Source organism: Neptunomonas sp. XY-337, from assembly GCF_004959845.1.
GTDB lineage: Bacteria > Pseudomonadota > Gammaproteobacteria > Pseudomonadales > Balneatricaceae > Neptunomonas > Neptunomonas marina.
In genome coordinates this window covers 68,221-91,160 of the sequence record NZ_SPLL01000006.1, presented here as the reverse complement: position 1 = coordinate 91,160, position 22,940 = coordinate 68,221, and the positions used below count along the sequence as shown (strand labels likewise).

Here is a 22,940-nt window from a genome sequence, read left to right as displayed (position 1 = left end):
AGACTCCCCTTCAAGCGCGACTAGCGTGCCGCCAGCGGCGCAATGTGACCAATAAAATCGTCGGCGCTAATCATACCGATAACCGTATACTCTGGGCGCAACTCACCTTGAGCATCATAGAAGATCAAGGCTGGCGGCCCAATAACGCTGTACGCCTTGTTAAGGGCCTTAGCTGCATCATCGTTGGATGTCACATCAATCTTAATCGAGACAAAGGCATCAAGTGAGCGTTGTACCGCGGCATCTGAAAAAGTGAATGTATCTAACTCGACGCACGACACACACCAATCAGCATAGAAGTCGAGCATAACGGGTTTACCTTGTTGCTTAGCATCCGCAAGCAGTGGCTCCAATTGCGCCATGGTCGTCACTTTGGTGAAGGCCACCTGTTTGCTCGGTGCAACTGCGCCATTAGCAGACGCCAACGACTGCAACGGGTAAACCATGCTGTTCGCCCCTGATAGCAACCCAATCATCAGTGCTACCCCATAGAGCAGCATCAGCACCCCCATGCCTTTCCATAGACGATGCCAACCTTTAGCTTCGGAGGAGAGTTGGTCCAGTGCACGCATATAGATCGCAGTGGTAATAAGCACGATGGCTGTAAGAGCCATGGTGACTTGCGCAGAAACAACACGATCAAGCATCCAAATGGCCATCAGAATCAGCAGGACACCAAAACCTGCTTTGATAGAGTCCATCCAAAGGCCAGCTTTGGGAAGTAACTTTCCTGCCGATGCTCCCACCAATAGAATGGGCACTCCCATCCCCATACTCAGAGCAAATAGCGCCGCACCGCCCATGACTGGATCACCTGACTGACCGATATAGATCAGCGCACCCGCTAATGGCGCCGCCATACACGGACCGACAATCAGCGCCGAAAGCAATCCCATCACCGCAACACCCGTTACTGTGCCACCCTTCTGATCATTGCTACGCTGACTGAGACGGCTTTGCCAAGATGCTGGCAGCTGGAGGTCATAAAAGCCAAACATTGACAGTGCCAATGCAACAAAAACTGCGCTAAAAAAGCCAATAATCCATGGGTTTTGGAAAGCAGCCTGCAAGTTTTCACCAAACAACCCTGCTAAGACGCCCGCAATGGTGTAAGTAACAGACACAGCCAGTACATATACCGTGGAGAGCCCCAGCGCTTTTCGCGTTGTGATGCGATGCCCATGGCCTGCGATAATACTTGAGATAATAGGAATCATTGGGAAAACACACGGCGTTAGCGAGAGCGCTAAACCTGCGAGGAAAAAAGCTCCAAGTGTTAACAACCAATCCTTGCCAGATAATAACTGGGCGAACTTGTCTTGTTCGCTAACACCACCACGAGGAGCCACTTCGGATACGGCAGCACCGCTAGCTTTGGAAGTGGTAGCTGCGGGTACGCTCGCTGCGCTTACCGGCGTTAACTTAGCCGGCACCGCTGAAACAGGAAGCTCTTTACTAACAGGTGGATAGCAGATACCTCCCTCCCAGCAACCTTGATAACTAACACTTAAAACGCCATCAGTTGGTATTTCTAGCAAGCTTTTGAGCTGCAGCACCACTTCGGCGTCGTAATGAAATACCTCAACGGTGCCAAACAGCGGGTCGTCTTTCGTATCTGTTGTGCTATTGGAGCGCGAAACAACCTCAATGGTGTCAGGAGGGGTGACTTGTACGCGATCACGGTACAGATAGTAGCCTTCAGGAATTTGCCACCGCAGCACGACGCGCCCGTCCTCTCCTACTTCAGGACTAAAGACAAACGCCTCCTCCACCGGCAACGGCCCATCCTGCTGGCTTTTTCCAAATGGATTGCTACTGCTCTCAAAAAAATTAGCTACAGCAAGCTGAGAGAATAGCAGGCTCAGCATAAAAAATAGCGATGCAAAATAACGACTGTTCAACAACACCGTTGAGTTACTCCTACACGACTGACCGGTGGGCTATGGACTCGTAACACCTACAAGAGTTCGCGCTTTACTGCCCATTTTAAAGTTTTTTTCCACTTAAAGCTCAATGCTTTACTAGCACCTTTGTATTCTAACACTACTCATTCGTCGTATTGTTCACCAGAAGATCACAGATAGCCTTATAAACTTCATGTAATTATGGTAAAAGTATCGGCCCTTAGAAAACGTGTGAGCTGAAACTTGCACTTGTTAATGCTTCAGGAAATGCACCATGACTGATAATCGGGTAGAAAACCTCAATATAGAATCTCACTCTGTCTTGGTAACGCCGGAAGGTCTGAAACAAAAGCTCCCGATCACAGACAGCTCTGCAGCTGCTGTTATGGAAGGGCGTCAGGTTATCCGCGATATCTTAGACCGTAAAGACAAGCGTTTGTTTGTTGTGATTGGCCCATGCTCTATTCACGACGTGGATGCTGCCATCGAATATGGTAAGCGCCTAAAAGCGCTGTCTGAGAAGGTTAACGAAACGATCTATATCGTCATGCGTGTGTATTTCGAAAAACCACGTACGACTGTTGGCTGGAAAGGCTTAATTAACGACCCTCACCTAAACGATTCGTTCGAAATTGAAGAGGGTCTACATAAAGCGCGTAAGCTACTGCTCGATCTTTCAGAGATGGGGCTACCACTGGCAACCGAAGCACTGGATCCTATCTCACCTCAGTACATGCAAGATCTGATCGCTTGGTCTGCTATCGGTGCGCGTACAACTGAATCTCAGACACACCGCGAAATGTCGTCTGGTCTGTCCTGTGCAGTGGGCTTTAAAAACGGTACTGATGGCGGCCTAGATGTGGCGATCAATGCCCTGAAATCCGTTAGCCACCCACATAGTTTCTTGGGTATTAACCCAGATGGGCAGGTATCTATTATTCGCACCAAGGGCAACCAATACGGGCATGTTGTGCTGCGTGGTGGTAACGGCAAGCCAAACTATGACTCCGTTAGCGTTGCGCTGTGTGAGCAAGCACTAGAGAAAGCTGGCGTGCAGCCAAACATCATGGTTGATTGCAGCCATGCGAACTCTAGCAAAGATCCAGCACTTCAGCCTTTAGTTGCTGATAACGTTACCAACCAAATTATTGAAGGTAACAAGTCGATTGTTGGCTTAATGATCGAATCCAACTTGGCGTGGGGTAACCAGTCGATTCCAGATAATCTAGCCGATCTCGAGTACGGCGTTTCTGTTACTGATGCCTGTATCGACTGGGATGCCACTGAGAAAGCATTGCTACAAATGCACGAAAAACTCAAAGGTGTGCTGACAACTCGCTAGTCACACCACCAAATAAGCCCCGCTCAACCGCGGGGCTTTTTGTTTCCCAGCAGCTACCTTGCTTGGTTCTTTGCAGGGCAATAGCGCCGAATCACAAAAAAGCCAATAACGCCCGACACAAACGATCCGAGCATAATCCCCAAACGCTCATCAAACACTTGGTTTACACCGGTCTCACCAAAGGCAAGGGAGCCGATAAATAAGCTCATCGTAAAACCGATACCGCAAAGCAGCGCGACACCAAATAGCTTGCCCCAATCAATCGATTCAGGGAGCTTTGCAAAGCCAAAACGCACACCAACCCAGCAGAATGCAAACACACCGATAGGCTTTCCTAACGCAAGCCCTAACGCAATGCCTAATGTTACTGGGTGTGTGAGTTGAGCGATGCCAACCCCAGCCAAGCTAACGCCAGCGTTACAAAACGCAAAAATAGGTAAAATCACAAACGTAACAATTGGCATCAAGTCGTGCTCTAAGTTACGTAGCGGTGAGCGCTTTTCTTTTCCCGGCACAGTAATCGGGACAAACATCGCAAGCAGCACGCCCGCCAAGGTTGCATGTACGCCGGACTTCAAAAGTGCGACCCACATGACTAACCCAATGATCAAATAGACGCGCCGATAAGGTACACCAAAGCGATTACAAGCAAATAAAGCCGCGATACAACATCCAGAGATTGCCAAAGCTACTAGCGAGATGTCTGAAGTGTAAAACACAGCGATAATGATAACGGCACCGATATCATCGAAGATCGCCAATGACGCCAAAAAAACCTTAAGCGCCAAGGGGACCCGATCACCCAGCAGCGATAGAACCCCCAACGCAAAAGCGATATCGGTCGCCACAGGAATAGCCCACCCCTGCAACCCAGATGCGTTGTCGCGATTCAACGCAAAGTAAATGAGAGCAGGCACCACCATTCCACCCAGCGCCCCCAAGCCAGGCAACATAACGTGTTCAAACTCTTTCAGCTCACCCACTAAGAACTCGCGTTTTAGCTCCAACCCTACCAACAAGAAAAACAGCGCCATCAAGCCGTCATTCACCCATAGCAAGAGTGGTTTAGAAAGGCTGGCGCCGTTCAAGCTAACTGCCAACTGCGTATCGATAAGGTAGCTATAGAATTGCTGGTAAGGAGAGTTGGCCAGCAGGAGCGCGATGATGCTGGCGATCACTAATACGGTGCCGCCAATGCTCTGCTTAGAAAAGAGTGATCGCAATGTATATGCTAGCGAATTTCCCATACAGCCTCCTAAGCAAGGTTCAGGGTGTCATCGGAGTAGATATCATGTGCTTCGCTGTTATCAAAACGTAACTCTAGGCTGTAGGTCAAGCCATAGGAAACCTACTATCTATAGCGCGACCACCTAACTAGTGACTCATAAGCACTTGTTGTTTACTCAAATTGTTTACTCAAAGCCGTCTGTGCCAACTAGCGGCATAGCCAGTGACAAAAAACTGGACGTTTCGGGCAAATATAAGCGCTTAATTAATTGAAAGTGTTAAAATTTAGCTTAGATTAACGAAAAATAATGGCAAACTTTTTCCGTTATCGTTATCTAAAGAAAAACTAAATTTCTAGGACATGTTTTATGCTCAACTGCTTCACCACACCACGGGGCCGCACCTGGATGTGGATTCTTATCTTAGCCCTCGGTATTGCCATGGAAGCGGTCGCTCTCTTCTTCCAATATCAGCTAGATTACGGACCTTGCGTACTGTGTGTACATATTCGTGCTTGGGTCTTCGCGATTATATTGGTCGCACTCGTCGGCTTATTTTCAAACAGCTGCCAGATTGCACAACGATTTAGCAGTGTGCTCTTTTTAGGCGCCGCTATCGGCATGTTAGAGCGTGCTTACGTCACCCTCGGGATTGAGCGCGGTTTCATTGATGGCGCATGTACTTTGGATTCTGGTTTTCCAGATTGGCTGCCGCTGGACAAGTGGTCAGCGACGATTTTCGAACCGTGGGAAGCGTGTGGCTATACACCAGAACTGCTGTTCGGCATCACAATGGCCGAGGGATTAGTCGCCCTTGCCGTACTGCTGGTAATGGCCGCACTGCTGATGCTCGTAGGTAGTTTCAAAAAAGCGTAATGCAGCTTGAGAGAGCAGATTTTGCTCTCTCTATCCTCAAAATCAGTCGAAGACGTACGGACAACCACCGTATCTGTTCATGTCCTCGCTCCAACGCCGCACATCGTTCGCACGGCGCCAGCGACTATGGAAAAACTCCATAAGACAAACGCCCTGCTTTACTTCTACGAGGAATGTATCACCCTCTTTTACGTGGCTATACTCAGGATACTGATCAGACCGCCCCCAAGTTATGCCACCTTTGCTCGCGGTATACGCCTCCCAGAACATCTCCACATCGCCACCAGACTGCCACACTAGCGGTTCGGCTTTATCGGTAGCACCGTGCTGCCCTTGAGCATACGCCTGCATGCTAACCAACAGCGTTAACACCATTAAAACCTGTCTCATAACACCTCCTATCAACAATTCACTACCTCCCAGCATAGCTGAACGGCGCTATTCAGCTACCCAATCAATACCTGATGAGTCATTGATAAAGGTATCCACTACCAGCACAGGTACCTCTAAACGATGCGAAATTTCTTTAAGCACAACAATCTCAGCGTGAGTAACGCCGCCATCCGCCTTCGCCATTAAACAAAGATCACGGATAAGCTGAATACGGCGCGGCTGTGTCACATGCTTCACAACCTGCGCTGCGCGCTTAGGTAGCTCCTGCTTTAGTTTCTGAAGGTTAAAGTCCTCACGGTACTTGTAGCGACCAAAAAACTGCTCAAACACCGCTATCTCGTTCGGCGAAATACCTCCATCAGCATCTGCTACCAGGAGTGCGCCAGCAAACAGTAGATGGCGCATCGCCAACGCAGATTCCGTGCGAGACTCTAGATAGCTTGGCTCCATCAGACCCATCAGCCCCTCGACACCCATCTCCAGATCCATCTGCGCTGCACCGCCTTTCATCATCAGCTCAGAGTGATGAAAGAGCTGCAAAGCTTTAACACGCAACGGGCTGAACGGGTGAGTAGAGAACCAGTCCTCTGCACTTGCACTCGAACCCGACTGCTCATCAGTGATTTGCATATCATCCACTTGGCTCAGAAAATCATCTAGATTAAACCTTACCGCCGTGCTCGTAACACCCGACGCTAGCTTGAATAGAGCTCGCGCAACAGCATGTAGGTTTTGCGTACAGAAAGCGCCGGCTCGATCAGCAGAAATCTCCGCATAACGGGACCAACTTGTTAGGCGCAGCGCAAGATCAGGCGGGATACTCGTCTTGCCTTTAAGCAGATAGCCAACCGGAATATCATGGTGCTGGTAGACAAAGTGGCCAAGCTCATGCCCCATTACAAACCGTAACTCCTCTTCATCAAAACTATCTAATAAACTTGAGGAAAACATGATAAAAAGCCGCCCTTCCTCTGGCTTAACACATGCAGCGTTAAAGTGAGGACTAGAGTAAGCGTAAAGCTCAATGGGGATCGTGACACCTAGCTTTTCCGCACAATCTTGCGCTATACGGCTAAGGCTGGGCGCCATTACAGGGCTCAGCCTAACGGATGTAGATAACAAGCGACGCCTAACACTTTGCACCCCCTGAGCTTCCATCTGGGCAATCTGCTGCTGTATCGCAACGACTTCAGGCGTTTGTGCTAGCTTCTCGGCTAACGCAGTATCATGGGAAGATCGTATTAGCGCTGCGCTCATAAACCTACACTCCTACTTCATTGTTTTTTATGAGGCTGCATCAATTTCTGCCAGGACACAAGCTTGTTGTGCCCTAGCTAGCTAACTGAGGGGTCGAAAACCTCAGGTCACAACGCCTAATTTACGGCGCAGCAAGCTGTAGTAGAGCACTGGAATGACAATCAGCGTCAGCAGTGTTGAGACAAGCAACCCAAACACCAAACTCACCGCTAGGCCACTAAAGATCGGATCATCGAGGATGAACAGAGCCCCCACCATCGCCGCCAGAGCCGTGAGTATGATGGGCTTAGCTCGCACGGATGCCGCACTCACAACAGCATCGTCAAGCGACACTCCAGCATCAAGCTGTTGATTAATGAAATCCACAAGCAAAATTGAGTTGCGCACAATAATTCCCGCCAATGCAATCATCCCAATCATCGAGGTGGCAGTAAATTGAGCGCCGAGCAAAGCGTGCCCCGGCAAGATTCCGATCATTGTCAGAGGAATAGGCGCCATAATCACCAAAGGCACTCGATAAGACCCAAACTGAGCAACCACCAAAAGGTAGATTAGGATCAGCCCAACAGAGTAGGCCGCTCCCATATCTCGGAAAGTCTCATAGGTGATCTGCCACTCTCCATCCCACTTAACGCTAGGTAGAAAGTGGGTATCAGGCTGCTGAATGAACCACTGCTCAACATCGGGTAGCTCAGAAACCATCGCAAACATACTGTAAAGCGGGCTGTCTAGGTCACCTGCAACATCAGCCGTGACATATACCACTGGCAGCAGGTTCTTATGATAGATACTCTGCTCCCACGGTACACGATTGAGGGTAACTAGCTCAGATAACGGCACCAATGCACCGGACGCTGATGGCAGCTTAAGCGCCATAAACGCTTCAGAGGAGTCGCTATCAAACTCAGGCAGCTGAACGCGAATAGGTAATGGATACTTCGCTACACCATTATGTAGATAAGCGACATCCATACCGCTCAATGCTGTGCTAATCGCTGTGACGATATCACTCTGCGCAACGCCCAAGCGGCTGGCTTTTGCGCGGTCGACGTCGACCAACAAGCGGGCGGGCGATACCTCAACCGTATTATCAACGTCCACAACCCCCGCCACCGTCGTGAGTTTTTCTGTGAGTTCCAGTGCGCGGCGCTGCTGCTCGTGGTAATTGGAGCCATAAACCTCGGCCACCAGAGGTGCCATAACGGGCGGCCCAGGCGGCACCTCCACGATCTTAATAGCAGCTTGCGAACTTGCGGCAATACGATGCAACTCTGCTCGAACCGCTCGAGCAATATCATGACTGCTGCGCTCTCGATCCTCTTTAGCGACCAAGTTCACTTGCAAATCACCCAGATTTGGCGCACTGCGCAGGTAATACTGCCGCACAAGGCCGTTAAACCCGATGGGAGATGCTGCTCCAGCATAACCTTGCACATTAATTACTTCCGGTATCGTCAGCAGATAGTCTGACAGCTCAAGCAATACGCTATTGGTTGCTTCAAGCGGCGCATCTTCTGGCATATCGACAACAACTTGAAATTCACTTTTATTGTCGAATGGCAGCATCTTCATCACCACGGCTTGCGCAGCCACTAAGTAGATGGCCGCACCTATCGACACAACCAATGCCAAACCAAGCAGATAACGGTTACGCCTTTTTGCTCCACACCCTAAGAACGGGGTCATCAAGCGATATGCCCACATACTTGGCTTAACCTCGCCTTCGGGCTCTAGGTGAGCGTGCTCTTTTTTTAGAAGCTTTGCGCTCAGCCACGGGGTGAAGGTAAACGCGATAATCAAAGATAACAACATGCCCATTGATGCATTAATGGGAATCGGCCCCATGTAAGGCCCCATCAAGCCGGTTACAAAAGCCATCGGCAATAGCGCAGCAATCACCGTAAACGTAGCTAAAATCGTTGGTCCGCCTACTTCATCAACCGCACGTGGGATCGCTTCTAGAAGGGTACAACCGCCTCGGCTGAGGTGGCGATGGATATTCTCAACCACCACGATTGCATCGTCCACCAAGATACCTATCGAGAAGATAAGCGCAAAAAGGGAGACGCGATTTAATGTAAAACCCCAAGCCCAAGAAGCAAATAGCGTCACTAACAGCGTTAACACCACAGCGCTGCCAACAATAAACGCCTCTCTGCGCCCCAATGAAAAGAGCACCAGCGCGATAACAGAGATCGTCGCAAACACTAATTTTTTAATGAGCGTATTGGCCTTATCGTTTGCCGTTTTTCCATAGTCACGCGTGATTGTTATATCGACGTCAGTTGGGATCAAAACGCCTTTTAACTGCTCGATACGCTTAAGTACGCCCTCCACCACATCGACTGCATTTTCACCGGGCTTTTTGCTGACAGTCAGCGTCACTGCAGGGCGCACATCAACCTTTTTATCCCGATACCAGACGTAATCATCAATCAGCTCTGGTGCAAGCTCGACCGTTGCGATGTCCGTTATATAGATCGGTTTGCCTGCATGCAGCCCTACCACCAGCGCTTCGAGTTGATCTGTGGAACTCAAGAACGATCCGGCTAACACATGCGTCGACCGGTTGTTAGCTACGATACTGCCGGCCTGATTGACAACATTACTCATCTGTAGCGCTTGAGTAATCGCCCCGATAGATAGGTTTCTTGCGGCGAGTTTTTGCGGATCTAGCGTGACTTTAACAACCTCATCTGGCCCTCCTATCGTTTCGATATCACGCGTTCCAGCAACCGTCTGTAACACCGTTTCAAGCGTATGCGCTAACTTCTTAAGCTCGTAAGCGCCTAACGTGTCTGCACGGCTATGTAACGTCAAACTCAGCACAGGAACATCATCAATGCCTTTGGGCTTGATAATCACAGGGCCAAGCTTTAATTGGCCTGCTTTCCAATCTTGGTTGGAATAAACCGCGTTATATAGACGAACAAGTGCGGGTTCGCGCGCGATACCCACATCAAACTGAACAGTAATAACCGCTGTGCCAGGCTGGGAGACGGAGTAAATATGCTTCACTCCCGATATTTCACTCAAGATTTGCTCAAGCGGTGTGGCTACCATCGACTCCACATCAGCCGCAGAAGCACCGGGAAACGGCACCACAACATTCGCCATGGTGACATCAATTTGTGGCTCCTCCTCCCGCGGCGTAATGATCGCGGCAAAAAGTCCCATGAGAAGCCCAACGATCGCGAGCAGCGGCGTTAGCTGCCACCCCATAAATTGGCGAGCGATACGGCCCGAGACACCAAGGCTCTGCATCTAACGACCCTCCTCTGCGCTAGAAAGCACATACGATGCACCCTGATCAACAAAACGCAGAATCGATTCCCCCGCACGTAAGCCCGCTAACACCTCGATCTCGTTGCCATACTGCCTACCTACACGAACCTGCCTAAGGGCTACGCGCTCATCACTCCAAACGTACACGGCGGAAACTTCCGAATGGCGCAGCAAGCTTGAAAGCGGAATTCGAATGGTTTGGCGCTGACCAAGCTGCACGGCAACTTTAACAAGCTGCCCCGGATATAGGGTTTTAACATCACCGGGAAGGTTGAGACGAATGCGCCGTGTACCAGAGTGTGGGTCAGCCATCGGAAAGGAGGTTACCGAAATGGGTGAAACTCGCGATTTATCTGGCAGTTCTATCTGTACGTCAGGCTGAAAAGCTCTGTGCTCTACCAGAGATTGCGGTATGTCAGCAATGACGCGAAGGCGTTTAGGGTCAAACCCACTCAACATCGGCGTCCCCGGCTGTACCGCCTCACCGACCTCCACATGACGTGCACTCACAACACCACCATAGGCCGCTTTAACGGTCGTATAAGACACTCGTTGTTGCGCCTTTTTTAGGCTGGCTTCAGCACTTTTAAGGCGAGCCTGCGCCGCTCTCAATGCGCTTTGTGCATCATCATAGGCAGACTTTGATAGCAACCGCTTCGCATAGAGGGGATCCACTCGATCAAACTGCTGTCGTGCTGCTGAATAGCTTGCTTGCGCCTCAGCCACTTGGGCACGGGCTTGATCCAAACCGGCCTGCTGGTCCACAGAAACTAAACGCAGAACGGTTGCGCCTGCAGACACAAGATCCCCGACATCTACTAAAACCTCTGCCACACGCCCAGTCGTTTCAGCTGATGCGGTTGTTACCGAAGCGGCTTCAACAACTCCTTCAACCAGCCTTTCTTTGGCAACAGACACCTGCGTAACAGCCAACACATCGACCGAAGCGGCTCGCACGCTAGTCACCACGATTACGCCCAAAAATAACGCCAGCCACTTCATCTCATACCCCTATGCTTAATAACTTATATTATATATTAGACATTTATAATATAAAAACCAGCGATAATTGGGAATCAAATCGATGCGCGGTAGTCCAAACATGGTAATATATCAAGCAAATTTGGTAGATATCGTGAAAAATGTGGGCAAAAGTCCACACTTTCTTGGCAAGCTTGAGTTTTTTCAAGCCATGCCGATAGCGTAATAAACAGTGGAGTTGAGTATGGTCCTACTCATTTACGACAACGGCAACCTTGTAAAAAACCTTTCCGATGCTCAGTTTCCTCAACGCGGAGTGGATGCGACTTCACAGACATCGGCTGCGCAAAATTCACTGCCTTACAATGAACTTCCGCAGCAGCAACAGCCACAACAGCCGCAAGTCACCGTTTTAAACAGCGCGGCTCAGACACAGCAACGCGGCAGTACGTCACGCTCATCTCAGCTTTATGAAGAGACAGGGAGAAAGTCAGATTCTCTGCAGGATAGACGCAGACTAAACGCTGTACACATAATGAGCTCGCCTGTGATATCGGTAAAGACATTCGACACAGTAAAGCGAGCTTGGGATTTGACAGAGCAGGAAGATATCAATCACCTAGTGGTAGCAAACGCTCAAGGCGAACCTGTCGGTGTTTTAACTACGGGTGACATCCTTAAGCACGGTACAACATCCAGCAGCTTTGTTGACACGCTCATCCAGCGGAAAAGCCTTATCGCGGTGTCTCCGGAAACGCTAGTCAGGGATATAGCACTTATTTTTATGGACCATAAGGTCAGCTGCGTCCCTGTTATCGATGAAAACCACGTTGTCGCAGGTATCATCACCCGCAGCGACCTTCTTCGCCTTTTAGTTAGCGGCCCAAATTTAGAACAACGCGCCTAACTCACACCTGCAAGCAACTTCCGTTTTAACGTTAGTTGCTCACCCTCACTGTGGACATAGATATCATCATCTGAAATCGTGAGCGTGATCGCCATCTTACGCTCTAAGAAGCCGCCAAAATCATACTTTTGCGCCCAGCGTAGTGCCCATACGGTGGTGCGAGGAAGCGCCTGAAAGCTTGCCGCTTCCTTTTCCCACCAAAGGTCGAGGCTATCGCCGTAGCTGTATAGACTCACACTCTTGGCTAAGCTCACCGCTTTGCGTATACGCTCTGGCGATGCTTGCCCCACTTCAATCCATTGAAGAATCTCACCACTCGGCGAGCGCTCCCATAGATCAGCTTCGTCCGTTGCAGATAGTCCTCGACTAAAGCTCAGATCAGAACAATAGTGCAAACCAAACGCAATCAGCCTGATGAGCATGCGCTCGGGTGTTTCTGAAGGGTGCAGCGCAACTGTTAGACCGACGTTGTCATAACAATCTCGATTGAAGTCAGACAGTTGCAGCTCTACTTTGTAAATCGTTGGTTTCAGGGCCATGTTAGCAGGTCGTATCGAGCGCAACAGGCGAGGTCAGGATGGACACCAATGACTGTGAATGCTCCGCCGCTTGATGACCTAAGTCGGTAAGGTAGCCGCCATCGACTTGTGAGATCAAACCTTTATCAAAAAGGCGCTGCGCAGCCGCAATCACCTCTGGTGAAGCGTCATGATGAATTTTAATACCGGTTTGCGTCGTGCTCAAATCAAACTGATTTAGCAAATTAAGTTCTGCGACAAGTTCTGCATGGTAGTTCATTAGCCACTCCGCTTACTAAAATGATGTGGCTCCAGCATAAAAGGAAACTCACTGAAGTTGTAGTGATATCAGACAATTAAGCCCAATTTATCCGAAGGCAAGCGAGCAACCCAAAAAGCGATTAGAATAGCGAGGAAACTAAGAAAGGAGCGCCTCGTGGAGTTAAAGCATCTCGTTATTCGTGAAGTAATGAAAGAAGAGGAAAAACCCGCTGTGGTTGCAGACCGCGGCGGCGTGGTTACCTCAAGCACTGATATTGCCAGCCAAATGGTTGAATCACTGAATAACGCCCTCGCTCGGCGCTCGACACTCACTCACGGCTCATTCAATCAAGAAAACCCTGCGGGGTATCCGTTTATCGACGCATTTAGCCAATACCTAGAGAGTGAGCAAACCTCAGATGCTTTCAGCACGCTATGCGATACCGGCTTAGCCCAGCTTACAGTCGCGATCGACGCACCATCGGCGCGCTCTGCAACAGGTGGCTATGTTGTCTTCTCCCACTACGCACTGGAACGCTACGAGTTCCTTCTGGTCGCCCTGGTAAGGAACCGCGCCACCATCTCCTTAGGTGACGACCTAACACCACAGCAAATTAATCAACTCGATCTAGACAAACTACACCAAGCAGCGAAAGTAAATATCACGAACTTCCGTAAAGGCAAGGAGAGCTATCTCAGCTTTACTGGCACTAAAGAGACCGGCAGCGTAACTCATTATTTCGCGACAGCCTTCGGCTGCACGGATGTGGTGCCCTCAAAAAAATCCACCAGTGACCTACTGCAAGCAGCCAAGGATTTCTGCACTGAGCATGGTATGTACGATGAACGTGAGCAAGTTGTAGAAGATGTGGTCAGCTATCTCAATCGACAACGCAGTGAAAAGCTGACGGCAAACCTACCTGAAGTTGAACAGATTTTTGATCAATATATTCCCCCTGAACAAGCGGAGGAGCTCAGCGGCAGTTTCAGCCGATTTGCCAATGGCGAGCGCTACCAAGTTAGCCACGAGTTCCAACCGCACACCCACACGCTCAATAACCTAACCAAGCTCAAGTTAAAGTCTGACAATTGGCAAGCGGACCTGTCAAAAAAGTCGATTGGAACACCCGGTACCGGCAACGACATTGAGTTTGATGAGGAAAACAAACAGCTGGTGATTAAACGCCTTTCCACCCGTGTCATTGAACAGCTAAGAAAAGCACTCGCCCAAGAGGAATAACTCAATCATAAGGCAAAGAAAAAGGCGCCTAAGCGCCTTTTCGAACTACTCACCGGAAGCTTTTGTATCTTGCTCCGCATTTTCGTAGATAAGAATAGGTTCCGAAGTCCCGTTAATCACACCCTCATCAATCACGACTTTAACGACGTTATCCATAGATGGCAGTGAGTACATCATCTCTAAGAGGGTCGCTTCCAAGATAGAGCGCAAACCCCGCGCACCGGTCTTGCGCTCTAGCGCCTGCCGAGCCACAGCACGAAGAGCATCTTCACGGAAATCAACCTCAACACCTTCCATTTCGAATAACTTCGAGTACTGACGTGTCAAGCTGTTCTTAGGTTCAGTAAGAATCGTCACCAGCGCTTCTTCATCAAGCTCAGCCAGTGTCGCGATCATCGGCAGACGACCCACAAACTCTGGGATCAATCCAAACTTAACGAGGTCTTCTGCCTCAATATCCAAGAGCGTCTCAGATACTGAGCGGGTATCATCTTTACTCTTGACCGTCGCGCTAAAGCCGATCGAGCTTTTTTCTGAACGATCACGGATGATCTGCTCTAACCCAGCAAATGCGCCACCGCAGATGAACAAGATATTTGAGGTATCAACCTGCAAAAACTCTTGCTGAGGGTGTTTGCGGCCACCTTGTGGTGGGACTGACGCAACAGTGCCTTCAATCAGCTTCAACAGGGCCTGTTGAACACCTTCACCAGACACATCACGCGTGATTGAAGGATTATCTGACTTACGCGAAATCTTATCGATCTCGTCAATGTAAACAATACCTAACTGCGCACGTTCGATATCATAGTCGCATTTTTGTAATAGCTTCTGAATGATATTCTCAACGTCTTCACCAACATAACCGGCTTCCGTGAGCGTTGTGGCGTCCGCAATCGTAAACGGCACATTCAGCATACGCGCGAGCGTCTGTGCAAGCAGGGTTTTACCACTACCTGTCGGGCCAATGAACAAGATATTGCTCTTACCCAGCTCGATATCGTCATCCTTGGAATTACTCTGGAATCGGAGTCTTTTGTAGTGGTTATAAACCGCTACAGAGAGTACTTTTTTCGCGCGGTCTTGACCTATGACGTACTCATCGAGCTTCGCTTTAATCTCCGATGGAATAGGCAACGAGTCTTGAGACTCATGCTCCTCTACATCTTGAATTTCTTCACGAATGATATCGTTACAAAGGTCAACACATTCGTCACAAATAAAGACTGAAGGCCCAGCGATAAGCTTTTTTACCTCATCTTGATTCTTGCCGCAAAAAGAGCAAAAAAGCTTCCCTTGTTCGTTGTCTTTATCGTTGGTTTCGTCGCTCATTCGACTACCTCATGCATGTAAGCGGTATAGTGTAGGTGGGGGCATACAGAAAAAAAACAACCACCTCTTCCCTTATGGTTACAACAGCGGTTAGCTGTCGCCACCTCGCTTCTCGAGAACGGCATCGATTAATCCATATTCAGCTGCCGCCGCCGGCGCCATGAAATTATCACGGTCAGTGTCACGCGCGATCGTTTCGATGGATTGACCAGTGTGATCAGCCAAGATCTGATTTAACTTCTCTCGAATGCTCAGAATCTCTTTCGTATGAATCTCGATGTCAGAAGCCTGTCCTTGATAACCGCCCAACGGCTGATGAATCATGACACGAGCATTAGGCAGCGCGTAACGCTTACCTGCTGCACCAGATGCCAACAACAGAGCACCCATGCTAGCTGCTTGCCCGATACACATAGTGCTTACATCAGGCTTAATGAACTGCATCGTATCGTAAATCGCCAGTCCTGCAGTCACTGCACCACCCGGTGAGTTGATATACAGATGGATATCTTTATCTGGATTTTCAGCTTCCAAAAAGAGCATCTGTGCAACAATAAGGTTGGCCATATGATCTTCTACTGGGCCTACCAAAAAAATCACACGCTCTTTTAACAAGCGAGAATAGATATCATACGCACGCTCTCCGCGCGCAGACTGCTCTACTACCATCGGCACCAGACCCGAATTTTCAATGATCTGTGAGTTGCCTTGATGGATTAATGACATGCAATTTACTCCTTACCAAAAATAAAAAACGACAGCCAGAGCTACTGCTAGCACCAACTATCGTTTTTCATCTAGTCGTGTGCCATCGGCACAGACGTTACTTACTCTGCGCCGTTATTCTGCTGAGCTGGCTTAATCGCCTCTTCATACGCTACCGCCACTTCATTGACTTTAGCAGAAGATAGCAGGTGATCAACCACTTGGTCTTCCATCACCAGACTCTTAACCTGATTCAGCATTTCTTCGTTGCCGTAGTACCAATCGATCACTTGTTGTGGCTCTTGGTATGTTTCAGCAAGCTCTTCAACTGTTTCACGAACACGCGCTTCGTCCGCTGTGATTTCAGCCGCCTTAACAACTTCTTGAACCAACAGACCAACGGTTACGCGACGCTTCGCTTGATCTTCGAACATCTCTTTCGGAAGCATATTCGGATCAAGATCTTGACCACCACCGAATTGCTGAACAGCTTGACGACGCAAAGCGTCAATCTCAGTGTCAACCAATGCGCTAGGAACTTCGATAGCATTTAGCTCAACAAGTTTCGAGAACACTTGATCTTTCAGCTTCATTTTTAGCGCGTTTTTCAGCTCGCGCTCCATGTTGCTGCGTACTTCCGCTTGGAAGGACTCAACATCATTCGCTTCTAGGCCAAATTTTTCAAAGAATGCTTTGTCTAGTTCAGGTAAAACAGGCTCAGATACTGTGTTTACTTTTACCTTGAATACTGCTGCTTTACCTTTCAGTTCTTCAGCATGGTACTCTTCAGGGAAGTTAACGTTTAGCTCAACGTCTGCACCTACCTCAGCGCCCACCAAGCCATCTTCAAAGCCTGGAATCATAGAGCCAGAACCAAGCACTAGATCGTGACCTTCCGCTTTACCACCTTCAAACGCTTCGCCGTCAACAAAGCCTTCAAAGTCGATGTTTACGCGATCACCGTCTTGAGCTGCGCGCTCAACAGCAGTCCAATCTGCTTGCTGCTTACGCAACGTATCAACCATCTGCTCAATATCAGCGTCAGTTACAGATGATGTTTGCTTCTCAACTTCTGCTGTAGAGAAATCAGTTAGCTCGATTTCAGGGTACACTTCAAATGTTGCTACGAACGCAAAGTCTTCACCGTCTTTGTCGTTTTTGAACTCGATTTGCGGGCTGCCTGCAGGCACGATTTTTTCCTGCTGCACAGCTTCGTAAAAGCTCTGCTGGATCACTTCACCCAAAACGTCCTGACGAATTCCAGCGCCGTAACGCTTTTTAACAACTTTCAAAGGCACTTTACCTGGGCGAAAGCCATCTAGACGTGCAGTACGAGCTGTCTGCTGTACGCGCTTATCAACATCGCTTTCAATGCGCTCTGCAGGGACAGTAATGGTCATCTGACGCTCTAGAGCAGAGGTCGTTTCAACAGAAACTTGCATGGAATTCCTCACCAAAAATACGTTTACCGGTTTATATGCGTCTATGAAGCAATGTTTATCCGGCATCTCACCTAAAAACAGTTCACAGAACCTTTACATCACTGGGATGACAAAAATCCCAGCGTAAATTTATAAAGCGCAAAATTCTCCGGTAGTTAGACACAATAGTCAAGAGATATGAGTCAACTCAGGCCGGGATAATCCACATGGCAGCTATGGCCGAACCGAACTAACATAGATTAGAACAACCATCGGAACGTAAGAAACACGCGCCAATAAGAGGCAAGAAAATATACTCGATTAAGAACAAGGAGAGATAAAACTTAGAAGTGAAGGCACCAAAGAGTCTTTCAATGGTGCGGACGGAGAGACTCGAACTCTCACACCGCTAGGCACCAGAACCTAAATCTGGCGTGTCTACCAATTTCACCACGTCCGCACAACGAAAGCTTACTACATGGGGTGGACGATGGGGCTTGAACCCACGACCGCCGGAATCACAATCCGGAGCTCTACCAACTGAGCTACGCCCACCATAATCCAATTTTTTGTGCACCAAATCAACCTTTGAAATGGTGCGGACGGAGAGACTCGAACTCTCACACCGCTAGGCACCAGAACCTAAATCTGGCGTGTCTACCAATTTCACCACGTCCGCATAGCACTCTGAAAATGGGGTGGACGATGGGGCTTGAACCCACGACCGCCGGAATCACAATCCGGAGCTCTACCAACTGAGCTACGCCCACCATCTTCAGAACCTTGTTTGAAGTGCCCCTCAACAAGATGGGGCGTATTCTATGGACCGATGACAGCCCTGTCAACACTTTAAAAACAAAAAAATCATATTTTTTACAACTAATTCAATTAGCTACATCAGCCTGTTCAGAATACGCGATAAGGAATAGTACTCAGTAGCGAATACTGAAAATTCAATTAGCTGATAACTTTTATAGATAAGAGAAGAAGTCAATCACAGAGATGCGGGGCTAGCAGGATTCGAACCCGCGACCGTCCGCTTAGAAGGCGGATGCTCTATCCAACTGAGCTATAGCCCCATATAGGGAAGTCTTTGAGAAGCCCTGCTGCTGAACCGAGATTCAAGAGCCCCCCAAAGAGAGCGCGTATCCTAATGCAGCCCTATTATGTCGTCAACTGGTTTTTAGAGGCTTCTACTATAGTGCTTGGACGTGGGCCCATTTACATGAGAAAATCCCGCCCAATTAAAAATATCACGTCACGCTAGGTAATTAGAAACGATGACCGCCAAAATTATAGATGGAAAACAGATCGCCTCTGAGGTTCGACAACAAGTAGCAAAACGCATCGGCCAGCGCCTTGAGTCAGGGAAAAGAGCCCCTTGCTTGGCTGTTGTTATTGTCGGCGACGATCCAGCCTCACATGTTTATGTCCGTAATAAAAAGAACGCATGTAAAGAGGTTGGTATTGAGTCGCTATCTTACGACCTACCCGAAACGACCACGCAAGCTTCATTATTATCGCTTGTTGACGACCTCAATAGTAATGATGCGGTCGATGGCATTTTGGTTCAGCTGCCATTGCCTGAGGGATTAGATGGGAATGAAGTACTTGAGCGTATCAAACCGAGCAAAGACGTAGATGGTTTCCATGCTTTCAACCTAGGACGTTTAGCGCAGCGGATGCCGACACTGCGCCCCTGCACGCCAAAAGGCGTTATGAAACTTCTGGAATCTACAGGCGTAGACCTTCACGGCTTGGAGTCCGTTGTTGTTGGCGCATCTAATATTGTTGGCCGCCCGATGTCGTTGGAACTTTTGCTAGCGGGTAGCACCGTGACAACAACTCACCGTTTCACACGCGATCTGCCAAGCCACCTTGCACGGGCAGACATTGTTGTAGTTGGCGTGGGTATTCCCGGATTAGTCAAAGGCGAATGGATTAAAGAAGGGGCAATTGTTATCGATGTTGGTATCAACCGTCTCGACGATGGCCGCCTTGTCGGTGATGTAGAGTACGATGTAGCAGCAGAGCGAGCGGGTTGGATCACCCCCGTACCGGGCGGCGTTGGACCGATGACTGTTGCTTGCCTTATGGAAAACACATTGGAGGCCGCCGAGCGCGATAGCTAACTAGATTTATATGGATTGCTCGGCGATAGTCTATATTGATCTATTCGTCGAGCCACAAGGAATTACTCAGTTTTATGAACTTCGTTTTACGTCACGCTTATATTCTTATTGTTGCAGGCGTCTTCGTTGGTGCCATCTATGCAACCACCCTCCCGCTGGACGCACAAACCTATTGGCTAAGTGAAGATGGGCCAGTGGAGATGTCTTCCGCTATCGCGTATGTCATTTGTGCGGCGATTATGTGTATCGTCGGAGGCAAGACATTTATCACACGCTACTACTACCTGGTCGGCATAACCATGCTTTTTGCTATGCGTGAGCTCGACTTTGACAAACGCTTTACAACGATGGGCGTTCTAAAGAGCCGTTTTTACTTAAGCGATCAAGTACCTCTCACTGAAAAGCTAATAGGCGCATGTGTTGTTGGATTGCTGCTATTTTTTGTATACAAAATTGTGAGCAACCACGCTAAACCTTTTATACAAGGCCTGCTTCGTCTAGATAAAGTCCAGATTGGCGCGGCGCTTGTGGTGACTTTTCTCGTTGTATCTAAGTCGATGGACGGCATTGACCGTAAGCTCGGAGATATCGGGATACAAGTCTCTGCTGACTTTGCCGAAAAGGCCGAAACATTCGAAGAAACCATGGAGCTTGGTATACCTTTATTGATGATGGCGACGTTTGCCGCCTATCGCCAACGAAAACTGACGAGCGCCCTGTCGTAAACATACATAAAAAAAGCGCCTGATGGCGCTTTTTTGTACTCTATTTCAGCTTAACTATCTTCACGATACCAAGTCGTGCCCTCTCGGCTATCTTTCAAGACGACACCCTGCTCTAGCAAGGCTTGGCGAATACGGTCAGCTTCGGCATAGTCCTTGTTTGCTTTAGCTTGCGCTCGCAACTCAATTTGAGCCTCAATCTCGGTCGACGTAATCTCACCCTCTTTATCATCACCTTGCAAGAAGCTGTCAGCAGGTTGTTGCAACAACCCTAAGATCCCGCCCAAGCGTTTTAGCTGCGCGGCAAGTCGGCCTGCGGTGACTTTATCTTCTCGCGCATGTGTGTTGAGTTCATTGACTAGATCAAACAACACGGCGAAGGCTTTAGGAGTATTGAAGTCGTCATCCATTGCAGCAAAAAAGCGTTCGTCGTAGTCATTTTCTAGCGGCTCATCAACGGCCTCAACGCTCGCTAAAGCTTGATAGAAACGACTCAGCATCACTTGAGCTTCTTTTAAACTATCTTCGCTGTAGTCGATGTAAGTACGGTAATGAACACGCGCTAGGAAGAAGCGCACAACTTCCGCGTTATAGCTTGCTAACACGTCTCGGATAGTGAAGAAGTTACCCAAAGACTTTGACATTTTTTCGCTATTTACACGAACAGGACCTGCGTGCATCCACGTGTTAGCAAATTTGCAGCCATTCGCAGCTTCAGACTGAGCAATTTCATTTTCATGATGAGGGAACGGTAAATCTGGGCCACCACCGTGAATGTCAAAGGTATCGCCTAGCGTACACTTAGACATCGCAGAGCATTCAATGTGCCAGCCCGGGCGGCCGGCTCCCCAAGGAGACTCCCAGCTTACCTCGCCCTCCTTCGCTGCTTTCCAAAGTACGAAATCTAGAGGGCTCTCTTTCGCATCTGTCACTTCAACACGTGCACCAGAGCGCAGCTCGTCCACGTTTTTGTTAGTGAGTCGCCCGTAATTTTCGAACTTTTCAACGCGATAATACACATCGCCGTTTTCTGCAGCGTAGGCATAGCCCTTATCGATTAACACTTGAGTCATCGCGATGATATCGCCAATATGGCCCGTCGCACGCGGCTCGATATCAGGACGCAGTACCGCCAGTGCATCTTCATCTTCATGCATCGCAGCGATCATGCGCTCAGTGAGGGCATCAACCGACTCATTGTTTTCATTCGCACGCTTGATGATCTTATCGTCAACATCGGTGATATTACGGACATACTTTACGTTCCAACCACGTGCCCGCAAGTAACGAGTGATCACATCAAAACAGACCATGACACGCGCATGTCCGATATGACAGTAGTCATAGACCGTAATGCCACACACGTACATATTAATATGCCCGTCGATTAGGGGTTTAAACGGTTCTTTCTGCTTGGACAGGGTGTTATAGATCTGAAGCATGGTATTCCATTTCATCGATTGTTAATTAAAAACTTGCTCTGGCGAACAATAACCGAGCTAGTATAAAGGAAATTAGTGCCTTATGGATATTTCAGGAAGCGTTGTTACCTTAATACGTCCCACTTGATTTGGCCCAAGCGCACTGCGTTCAGCCGTCAAAAGCAGCGCATCAGATGACTCCCATGCGATACCCTCCCACTGACCGTATGGCTGCACAATCAACCGTACAGCCTTCTCCCAAAGGATCTCTGAAGCAGAGTTGGTGGGTGCCAGCCAGATAAACGAAAAACCCCAGACAGATGCTTTGGTATAACCCAGTAGCGCTAACACGCCCGTTTGTGCATTGTAATCAGCTCCTGTAATCAAACCATCAACCGGAAAGCTCTGCTGCTTGACGGCTCGTTGTGGTGTTCCCCGTTGAGAGAGAATATAGAGATCCGTTGTGAGACTTTTACGGTTTTTCGTGAACAGCCATAACTGATCATTCACGGCCGTTATCGCCTCACAATCATAATCATGCGACTTACGTTTAGAGTAATCCTGCTGGCCTGAAAAGCTGAAGTCGATCTTCTCCACTGGAGCTATCGGTTTTGCCAGATCGTCGACAGCTACTTTATAAATCGCCAAGTCCCTTCTAGCACCGCGATTATTACCACAATCGCCAATAAACAGATGCGTATCACTGGCTGTAACGGTCTCCCAATCAGTCGCCATTGCACCGGGCAGCTTAACCTCATGATCAACATTCAAAGTCGCTTTATCCAAACCAAACAAGACGGCATCACCGCCGCTATCGTTGTGCGTCCAGTAGCGGCCTGACGCAGCAACGAGGCCAGACGACTCATCGATATCGGCGGGATAGTAAGCTAAAACGTCCACATTAACGGTAGGGCTGACGACAGCAGCCTGAGCGCAACCTTGCAACGCGAAGACACAACCAATAAGTGACAAAAACTTCAATAAACGCAACATGTTAGATAAATGATCAATTGTCCA

At 48.9% G+C, this 22,940-nt stretch carries 19 protein-coding genes and 5 tRNA genes; 6 read left to right on the top strand and 18 right to left on the bottom strand.

Annotated elements, in window-relative coordinates:
- Positions 1 to 20: 20 nt before the first annotated feature.
- Positions 21 to 1,907, bottom strand: coding sequence for a protein-disulfide reductase DsbD (gene dsbD, locus E4L36_RS13855; RefSeq protein WP_240770740.1), 1,887 nt, complete (start codon positions 1,905 to 1,907; stop codon positions 21 to 23).
- A 271-nt stretch (positions 1,908 to 2,178) separates the two neighbouring features.
- Between dsbD and E4L36_RS13850 the strand changes: the two genes are divergently transcribed.
- Positions 2,179 to 3,246: a 3-deoxy-7-phosphoheptulonate synthase gene (locus E4L36_RS13850; protein ID WP_136681092.1), complete on the top strand. Its 1,068-nt coding sequence runs from the start codon at positions 2,179 to 2,181 to the stop codon at positions 3,244 to 3,246.
- Positions 3,247 to 3,299: 53 nt separating this feature from the next.
- On the opposite strand, the gene nhaA is transcribed toward E4L36_RS13850, so the two are convergent.
- Positions 3,300 to 4,493: a Na+/H+ antiporter NhaA gene (gene nhaA, locus E4L36_RS13845; protein ID WP_136681091.1), complete on the bottom strand. Its 1,194-nt coding sequence runs from the start codon at positions 4,491 to 4,493 to the stop codon at positions 3,300 to 3,302.
- Positions 4,494 to 4,841: 348 nt separating this feature from the next.
- On the opposite strand from nhaA, the gene E4L36_RS13840 reads away from it, so the two are divergent.
- Positions 4,842 to 5,348 (top strand): disulfide bond formation protein B, encoded by a 507-nt coding sequence (locus E4L36_RS13840; RefSeq protein ID WP_127693952.1) that lies wholly within the window; start codon positions 4,842 to 4,844, stop codon positions 5,346 to 5,348.
- Between the two features lie 42 nt (positions 5,349 to 5,390).
- On the opposite strand, the gene E4L36_RS13835 is transcribed toward E4L36_RS13840, so the two are convergent.
- From E4L36_RS13835 to E4L36_RS13820, 4 genes are all read right to left on the bottom strand, one after another.
- The gene (locus E4L36_RS13835; protein ID WP_206064560.1) at positions 5,391 to 5,738 is read right to left on the bottom strand and encodes a hypothetical protein; all 348 of its coding nucleotides are present in this window, start codon (positions 5,736 to 5,738) and stop codon (positions 5,391 to 5,393) included.
- A 48-nt stretch (positions 5,739 to 5,786) separates the two neighbouring features.
- Entirely contained in the window at positions 5,787 to 6,998 is a 1,212-nt protein-coding gene (locus E4L36_RS13830; protein ID WP_136681090.1) for a M48 family metallopeptidase, read from the bottom strand.
- A gap of 102 nt (positions 6,999 to 7,100) precedes the next feature.
- Positions 7,101 to 10,262, bottom strand: coding sequence for an efflux RND transporter permease subunit (locus E4L36_RS13825; protein ID WP_136681089.1), 3,162 nt, complete (start codon positions 10,260 to 10,262; stop codon positions 7,101 to 7,103).
- Positions 10,263 to 11,285, bottom strand: coding sequence for an efflux RND transporter periplasmic adaptor subunit (locus tag E4L36_RS13820; protein ID WP_136681088.1), 1,023 nt, complete (start codon positions 11,283 to 11,285; stop codon positions 10,263 to 10,265).
- Between the two features lie 223 nt (positions 11,286 to 11,508).
- Between E4L36_RS13820 and E4L36_RS13815 the strand changes: the two genes are divergently transcribed.
- On the top strand, positions 11,509 to 12,171 hold the full coding sequence (locus E4L36_RS13815) for a CBS domain-containing protein (protein ID WP_136681087.1): 663 nt from the start codon (positions 11,509 to 11,511) through the stop codon (positions 12,169 to 12,171).
- On the opposite strand, the gene E4L36_RS13810 is transcribed toward E4L36_RS13815, so the two are convergent.
- Together E4L36_RS13810 and E4L36_RS13805 are read right to left on the bottom strand one after the other, a co-directional pair.
- On the bottom strand, positions 12,168 to 12,710 hold the full coding sequence (locus tag E4L36_RS13810; protein ID WP_136681086.1) for a YaeQ family protein: 543 nt from the start codon (positions 12,708 to 12,710) through the stop codon (positions 12,168 to 12,170). The two genes, E4L36_RS13815 and E4L36_RS13810, sit on opposite strands and share 4 nt — an antisense overlap.
- Before the next feature lies 1 nt (position 12,711).
- The gene (locus E4L36_RS13805) at positions 12,712 to 12,969 is read right to left on the bottom strand and encodes a TIGR02647 family protein (RefSeq protein ID WP_136681085.1); all 258 of its coding nucleotides are present in this window, start codon (positions 12,967 to 12,969) and stop codon (positions 12,712 to 12,714) included.
- Between the two features lie 156 nt (positions 12,970 to 13,125).
- On the opposite strand from E4L36_RS13805, the gene E4L36_RS13800 reads away from it, so the two are divergent.
- The gene (locus E4L36_RS13800; RefSeq protein ID WP_136681084.1) at positions 13,126 to 14,190 is read left to right on the top strand and encodes a nucleoid-associated protein; all 1,065 of its coding nucleotides are present in this window, start codon (positions 13,126 to 13,128) and stop codon (positions 14,188 to 14,190) included.
- Positions 14,191 to 14,235: 45 nt separating this feature from the next.
- Here E4L36_RS13800 and clpX read toward each other — a convergent pair whose 3' ends face one another.
- The 8 genes from clpX to E4L36_RS13760 form a co-directional block, all read right to left on the bottom strand.
- Positions 14,236 to 15,522 (bottom strand): ATP-dependent Clp protease ATP-binding subunit ClpX, encoded by a 1,287-nt coding sequence (gene clpX, locus E4L36_RS13795; protein WP_127693961.1) that lies wholly within the window; start codon positions 15,520 to 15,522, stop codon positions 14,236 to 14,238.
- A gap of 90 nt (positions 15,523 to 15,612) precedes the next feature.
- Entirely contained in the window at positions 15,613 to 16,248 is a 636-nt protein-coding gene (gene clpP, locus E4L36_RS13790; protein ID WP_127693962.1) for an ATP-dependent Clp endopeptidase proteolytic subunit ClpP, read from the bottom strand.
- A 101-nt stretch (positions 16,249 to 16,349) separates the two neighbouring features.
- Positions 16,350 to 17,669, bottom strand: a complete 1,320-nt coding sequence (gene tig / locus E4L36_RS13785) for a trigger factor (RefSeq protein ID WP_136681083.1) — start codon at positions 17,667 to 17,669, stop codon at positions 16,350 to 16,352.
- 354 nt (positions 17,670 to 18,023) lie between these two features.
- Positions 18,024 to 18,108, bottom strand: a tRNA-Leu gene (locus tag E4L36_RS13780).
- A gap of 19 nt (positions 18,109 to 18,127) precedes the next feature.
- A tRNA-His gene (locus tag E4L36_RS13775) sits at positions 18,128 to 18,203 on the bottom strand.
- Between the two features lie 39 nt (positions 18,204 to 18,242).
- Positions 18,243 to 18,327, bottom strand: a tRNA-Leu gene (locus E4L36_RS13770).
- A 15-nt stretch (positions 18,328 to 18,342) separates the two neighbouring features.
- Positions 18,343 to 18,418, bottom strand: a tRNA-His gene (locus E4L36_RS13765).
- A gap of 235 nt (positions 18,419 to 18,653) precedes the next feature.
- Positions 18,654 to 18,727: transfer RNA gene (locus E4L36_RS13760), tRNA-Arg, on the bottom strand.
- 201 nt (positions 18,728 to 18,928) lie between these two features.
- Between E4L36_RS13760 and folD the strand changes: the two genes are divergently transcribed.
- Together folD and E4L36_RS13750 are read left to right on the top strand one after the other, a co-directional pair.
- Complete coding sequence (folD, locus tag E4L36_RS13755) at positions 18,929 to 19,780, top strand: bifunctional methylenetetrahydrofolate dehydrogenase/methenyltetrahydrofolate cyclohydrolase FolD (RefSeq protein WP_136681082.1); 852 nt, start codon at positions 18,929 to 18,931, stop codon at positions 19,778 to 19,780.
- A gap of 74 nt (positions 19,781 to 19,854) precedes the next feature.
- The gene (locus E4L36_RS13750) at positions 19,855 to 20,505 is read left to right on the top strand and encodes a hypothetical protein (protein WP_136681081.1); all 651 of its coding nucleotides are present in this window, start codon (positions 19,855 to 19,857) and stop codon (positions 20,503 to 20,505) included.
- 50 nt (positions 20,506 to 20,555) lie between these two features.
- Here E4L36_RS13750 and cysS read toward each other — a convergent pair whose 3' ends face one another.
- The gene (gene cysS / locus E4L36_RS13745; protein ID WP_136681080.1) at positions 20,556 to 21,944 is read right to left on the bottom strand and encodes a cysteine--tRNA ligase; all 1,389 of its coding nucleotides are present in this window, start codon (positions 21,942 to 21,944) and stop codon (positions 20,556 to 20,558) included.
- A gap of 72 nt (positions 21,945 to 22,016) precedes the next feature.
- Positions 22,017 to 22,916 (bottom strand): hypothetical protein, encoded by a 900-nt coding sequence (locus E4L36_RS13740; RefSeq protein ID WP_136681079.1) that lies wholly within the window; start codon positions 22,914 to 22,916, stop codon positions 22,017 to 22,019.
- Between the last annotated feature and the right edge of the window lie 24 nt (positions 22,917 to 22,940).

Excerpts from the sequence above, each read along its gene's own strand:
- E4L36_RS13850 (WP_136681092.1), top strand. The coding sequence starts at position 2,179 with ATGACTGATAATCGGGTAGAAAACCTCAATATAGAATCTCACTCTGTC.
- E4L36_RS13750 (WP_136681081.1), top strand. The coding sequence starts at position 19,855 with ATGAACTTCGTTTTACGTCACGCTTATATTCTTATTGTTGCAGGCGTC.
- E4L36_RS13830 (WP_136681090.1), bottom strand. The coding sequence starts at position 6,998 with ATGAGCGCAGCGCTAATACGATCTTCCCATGATACTGCGTTAGCCGAG.
- E4L36_RS13820 (WP_136681088.1), bottom strand. The coding sequence starts at position 11,285 with ATGAAGTGGCTGGCGTTATTTTTGGGCGTAATCGTGGTGACTAGCGTG.
- clpP (WP_127693962.1), bottom strand. The coding sequence starts at position 16,248 with ATGTCATTAATCCATCAAGGCAACTCACAGATCATTGAAAATTCGGGT.
- E4L36_RS13840 (WP_127693952.1), top strand. The coding sequence starts at position 4,842 with ATGCTCAACTGCTTCACCACACCACGGGGCCGCACCTGGATGTGGATT.
- nhaA (WP_136681091.1), bottom strand. The coding sequence starts at position 4,493 with ATGGGAAATTCGCTAGCATATACATTGCGATCACTCTTTTCTAAGCAG.
- E4L36_RS13805 (WP_136681085.1), bottom strand. The coding sequence starts at position 12,969 with ATGAACTACCATGCAGAACTTGTCGCAGAACTTAATTTGCTAAATCAG.
- E4L36_RS13835 (WP_206064560.1), bottom strand. The coding sequence starts at position 5,738 with ATGAGACAGGTTTTAATGGTGTTAACGCTGTTGGTTAGCATGCAGGCG.
- E4L36_RS13815 (WP_136681087.1), top strand. The coding sequence starts at position 11,509 with ATGGTCCTACTCATTTACGACAACGGCAACCTTGTAAAAAACCTTTCC.
- E4L36_RS13810 (WP_136681086.1), bottom strand. The coding sequence starts at position 12,710 with ATGGCCCTGAAACCAACGATTTACAAAGTAGAGCTGCAACTGTCTGAC.
- clpX (WP_127693961.1), bottom strand. The coding sequence starts at position 15,522 with ATGAGCGACGAAACCAACGATAAAGACAACGAACAAGGGAAGCTTTTT.
- tig (WP_136681083.1), bottom strand. The coding sequence starts at position 17,669 with ATGCAAGTTTCTGTTGAAACGACCTCTGCTCTAGAGCGTCAGATGACC.
- cysS (WP_136681080.1), bottom strand. The coding sequence starts at position 21,944 with ATGCTTCAGATCTATAACACCCTGTCCAAGCAGAAAGAACCGTTTAAA.
- E4L36_RS13825 (WP_136681089.1), bottom strand. The coding sequence starts at position 10,262 with ATGCAGAGCCTTGGTGTCTCGGGCCGTATCGCTCGCCAATTTATGGGG.
- E4L36_RS13740 (WP_136681079.1), bottom strand. The coding sequence starts at position 22,916 with ATGTTGCGTTTATTGAAGTTTTTGTCACTTATTGGTTGTGTCTTCGCG.
- folD (WP_136681082.1), top strand. The coding sequence starts at position 18,929 with ATGACCGCCAAAATTATAGATGGAAAACAGATCGCCTCTGAGGTTCGA.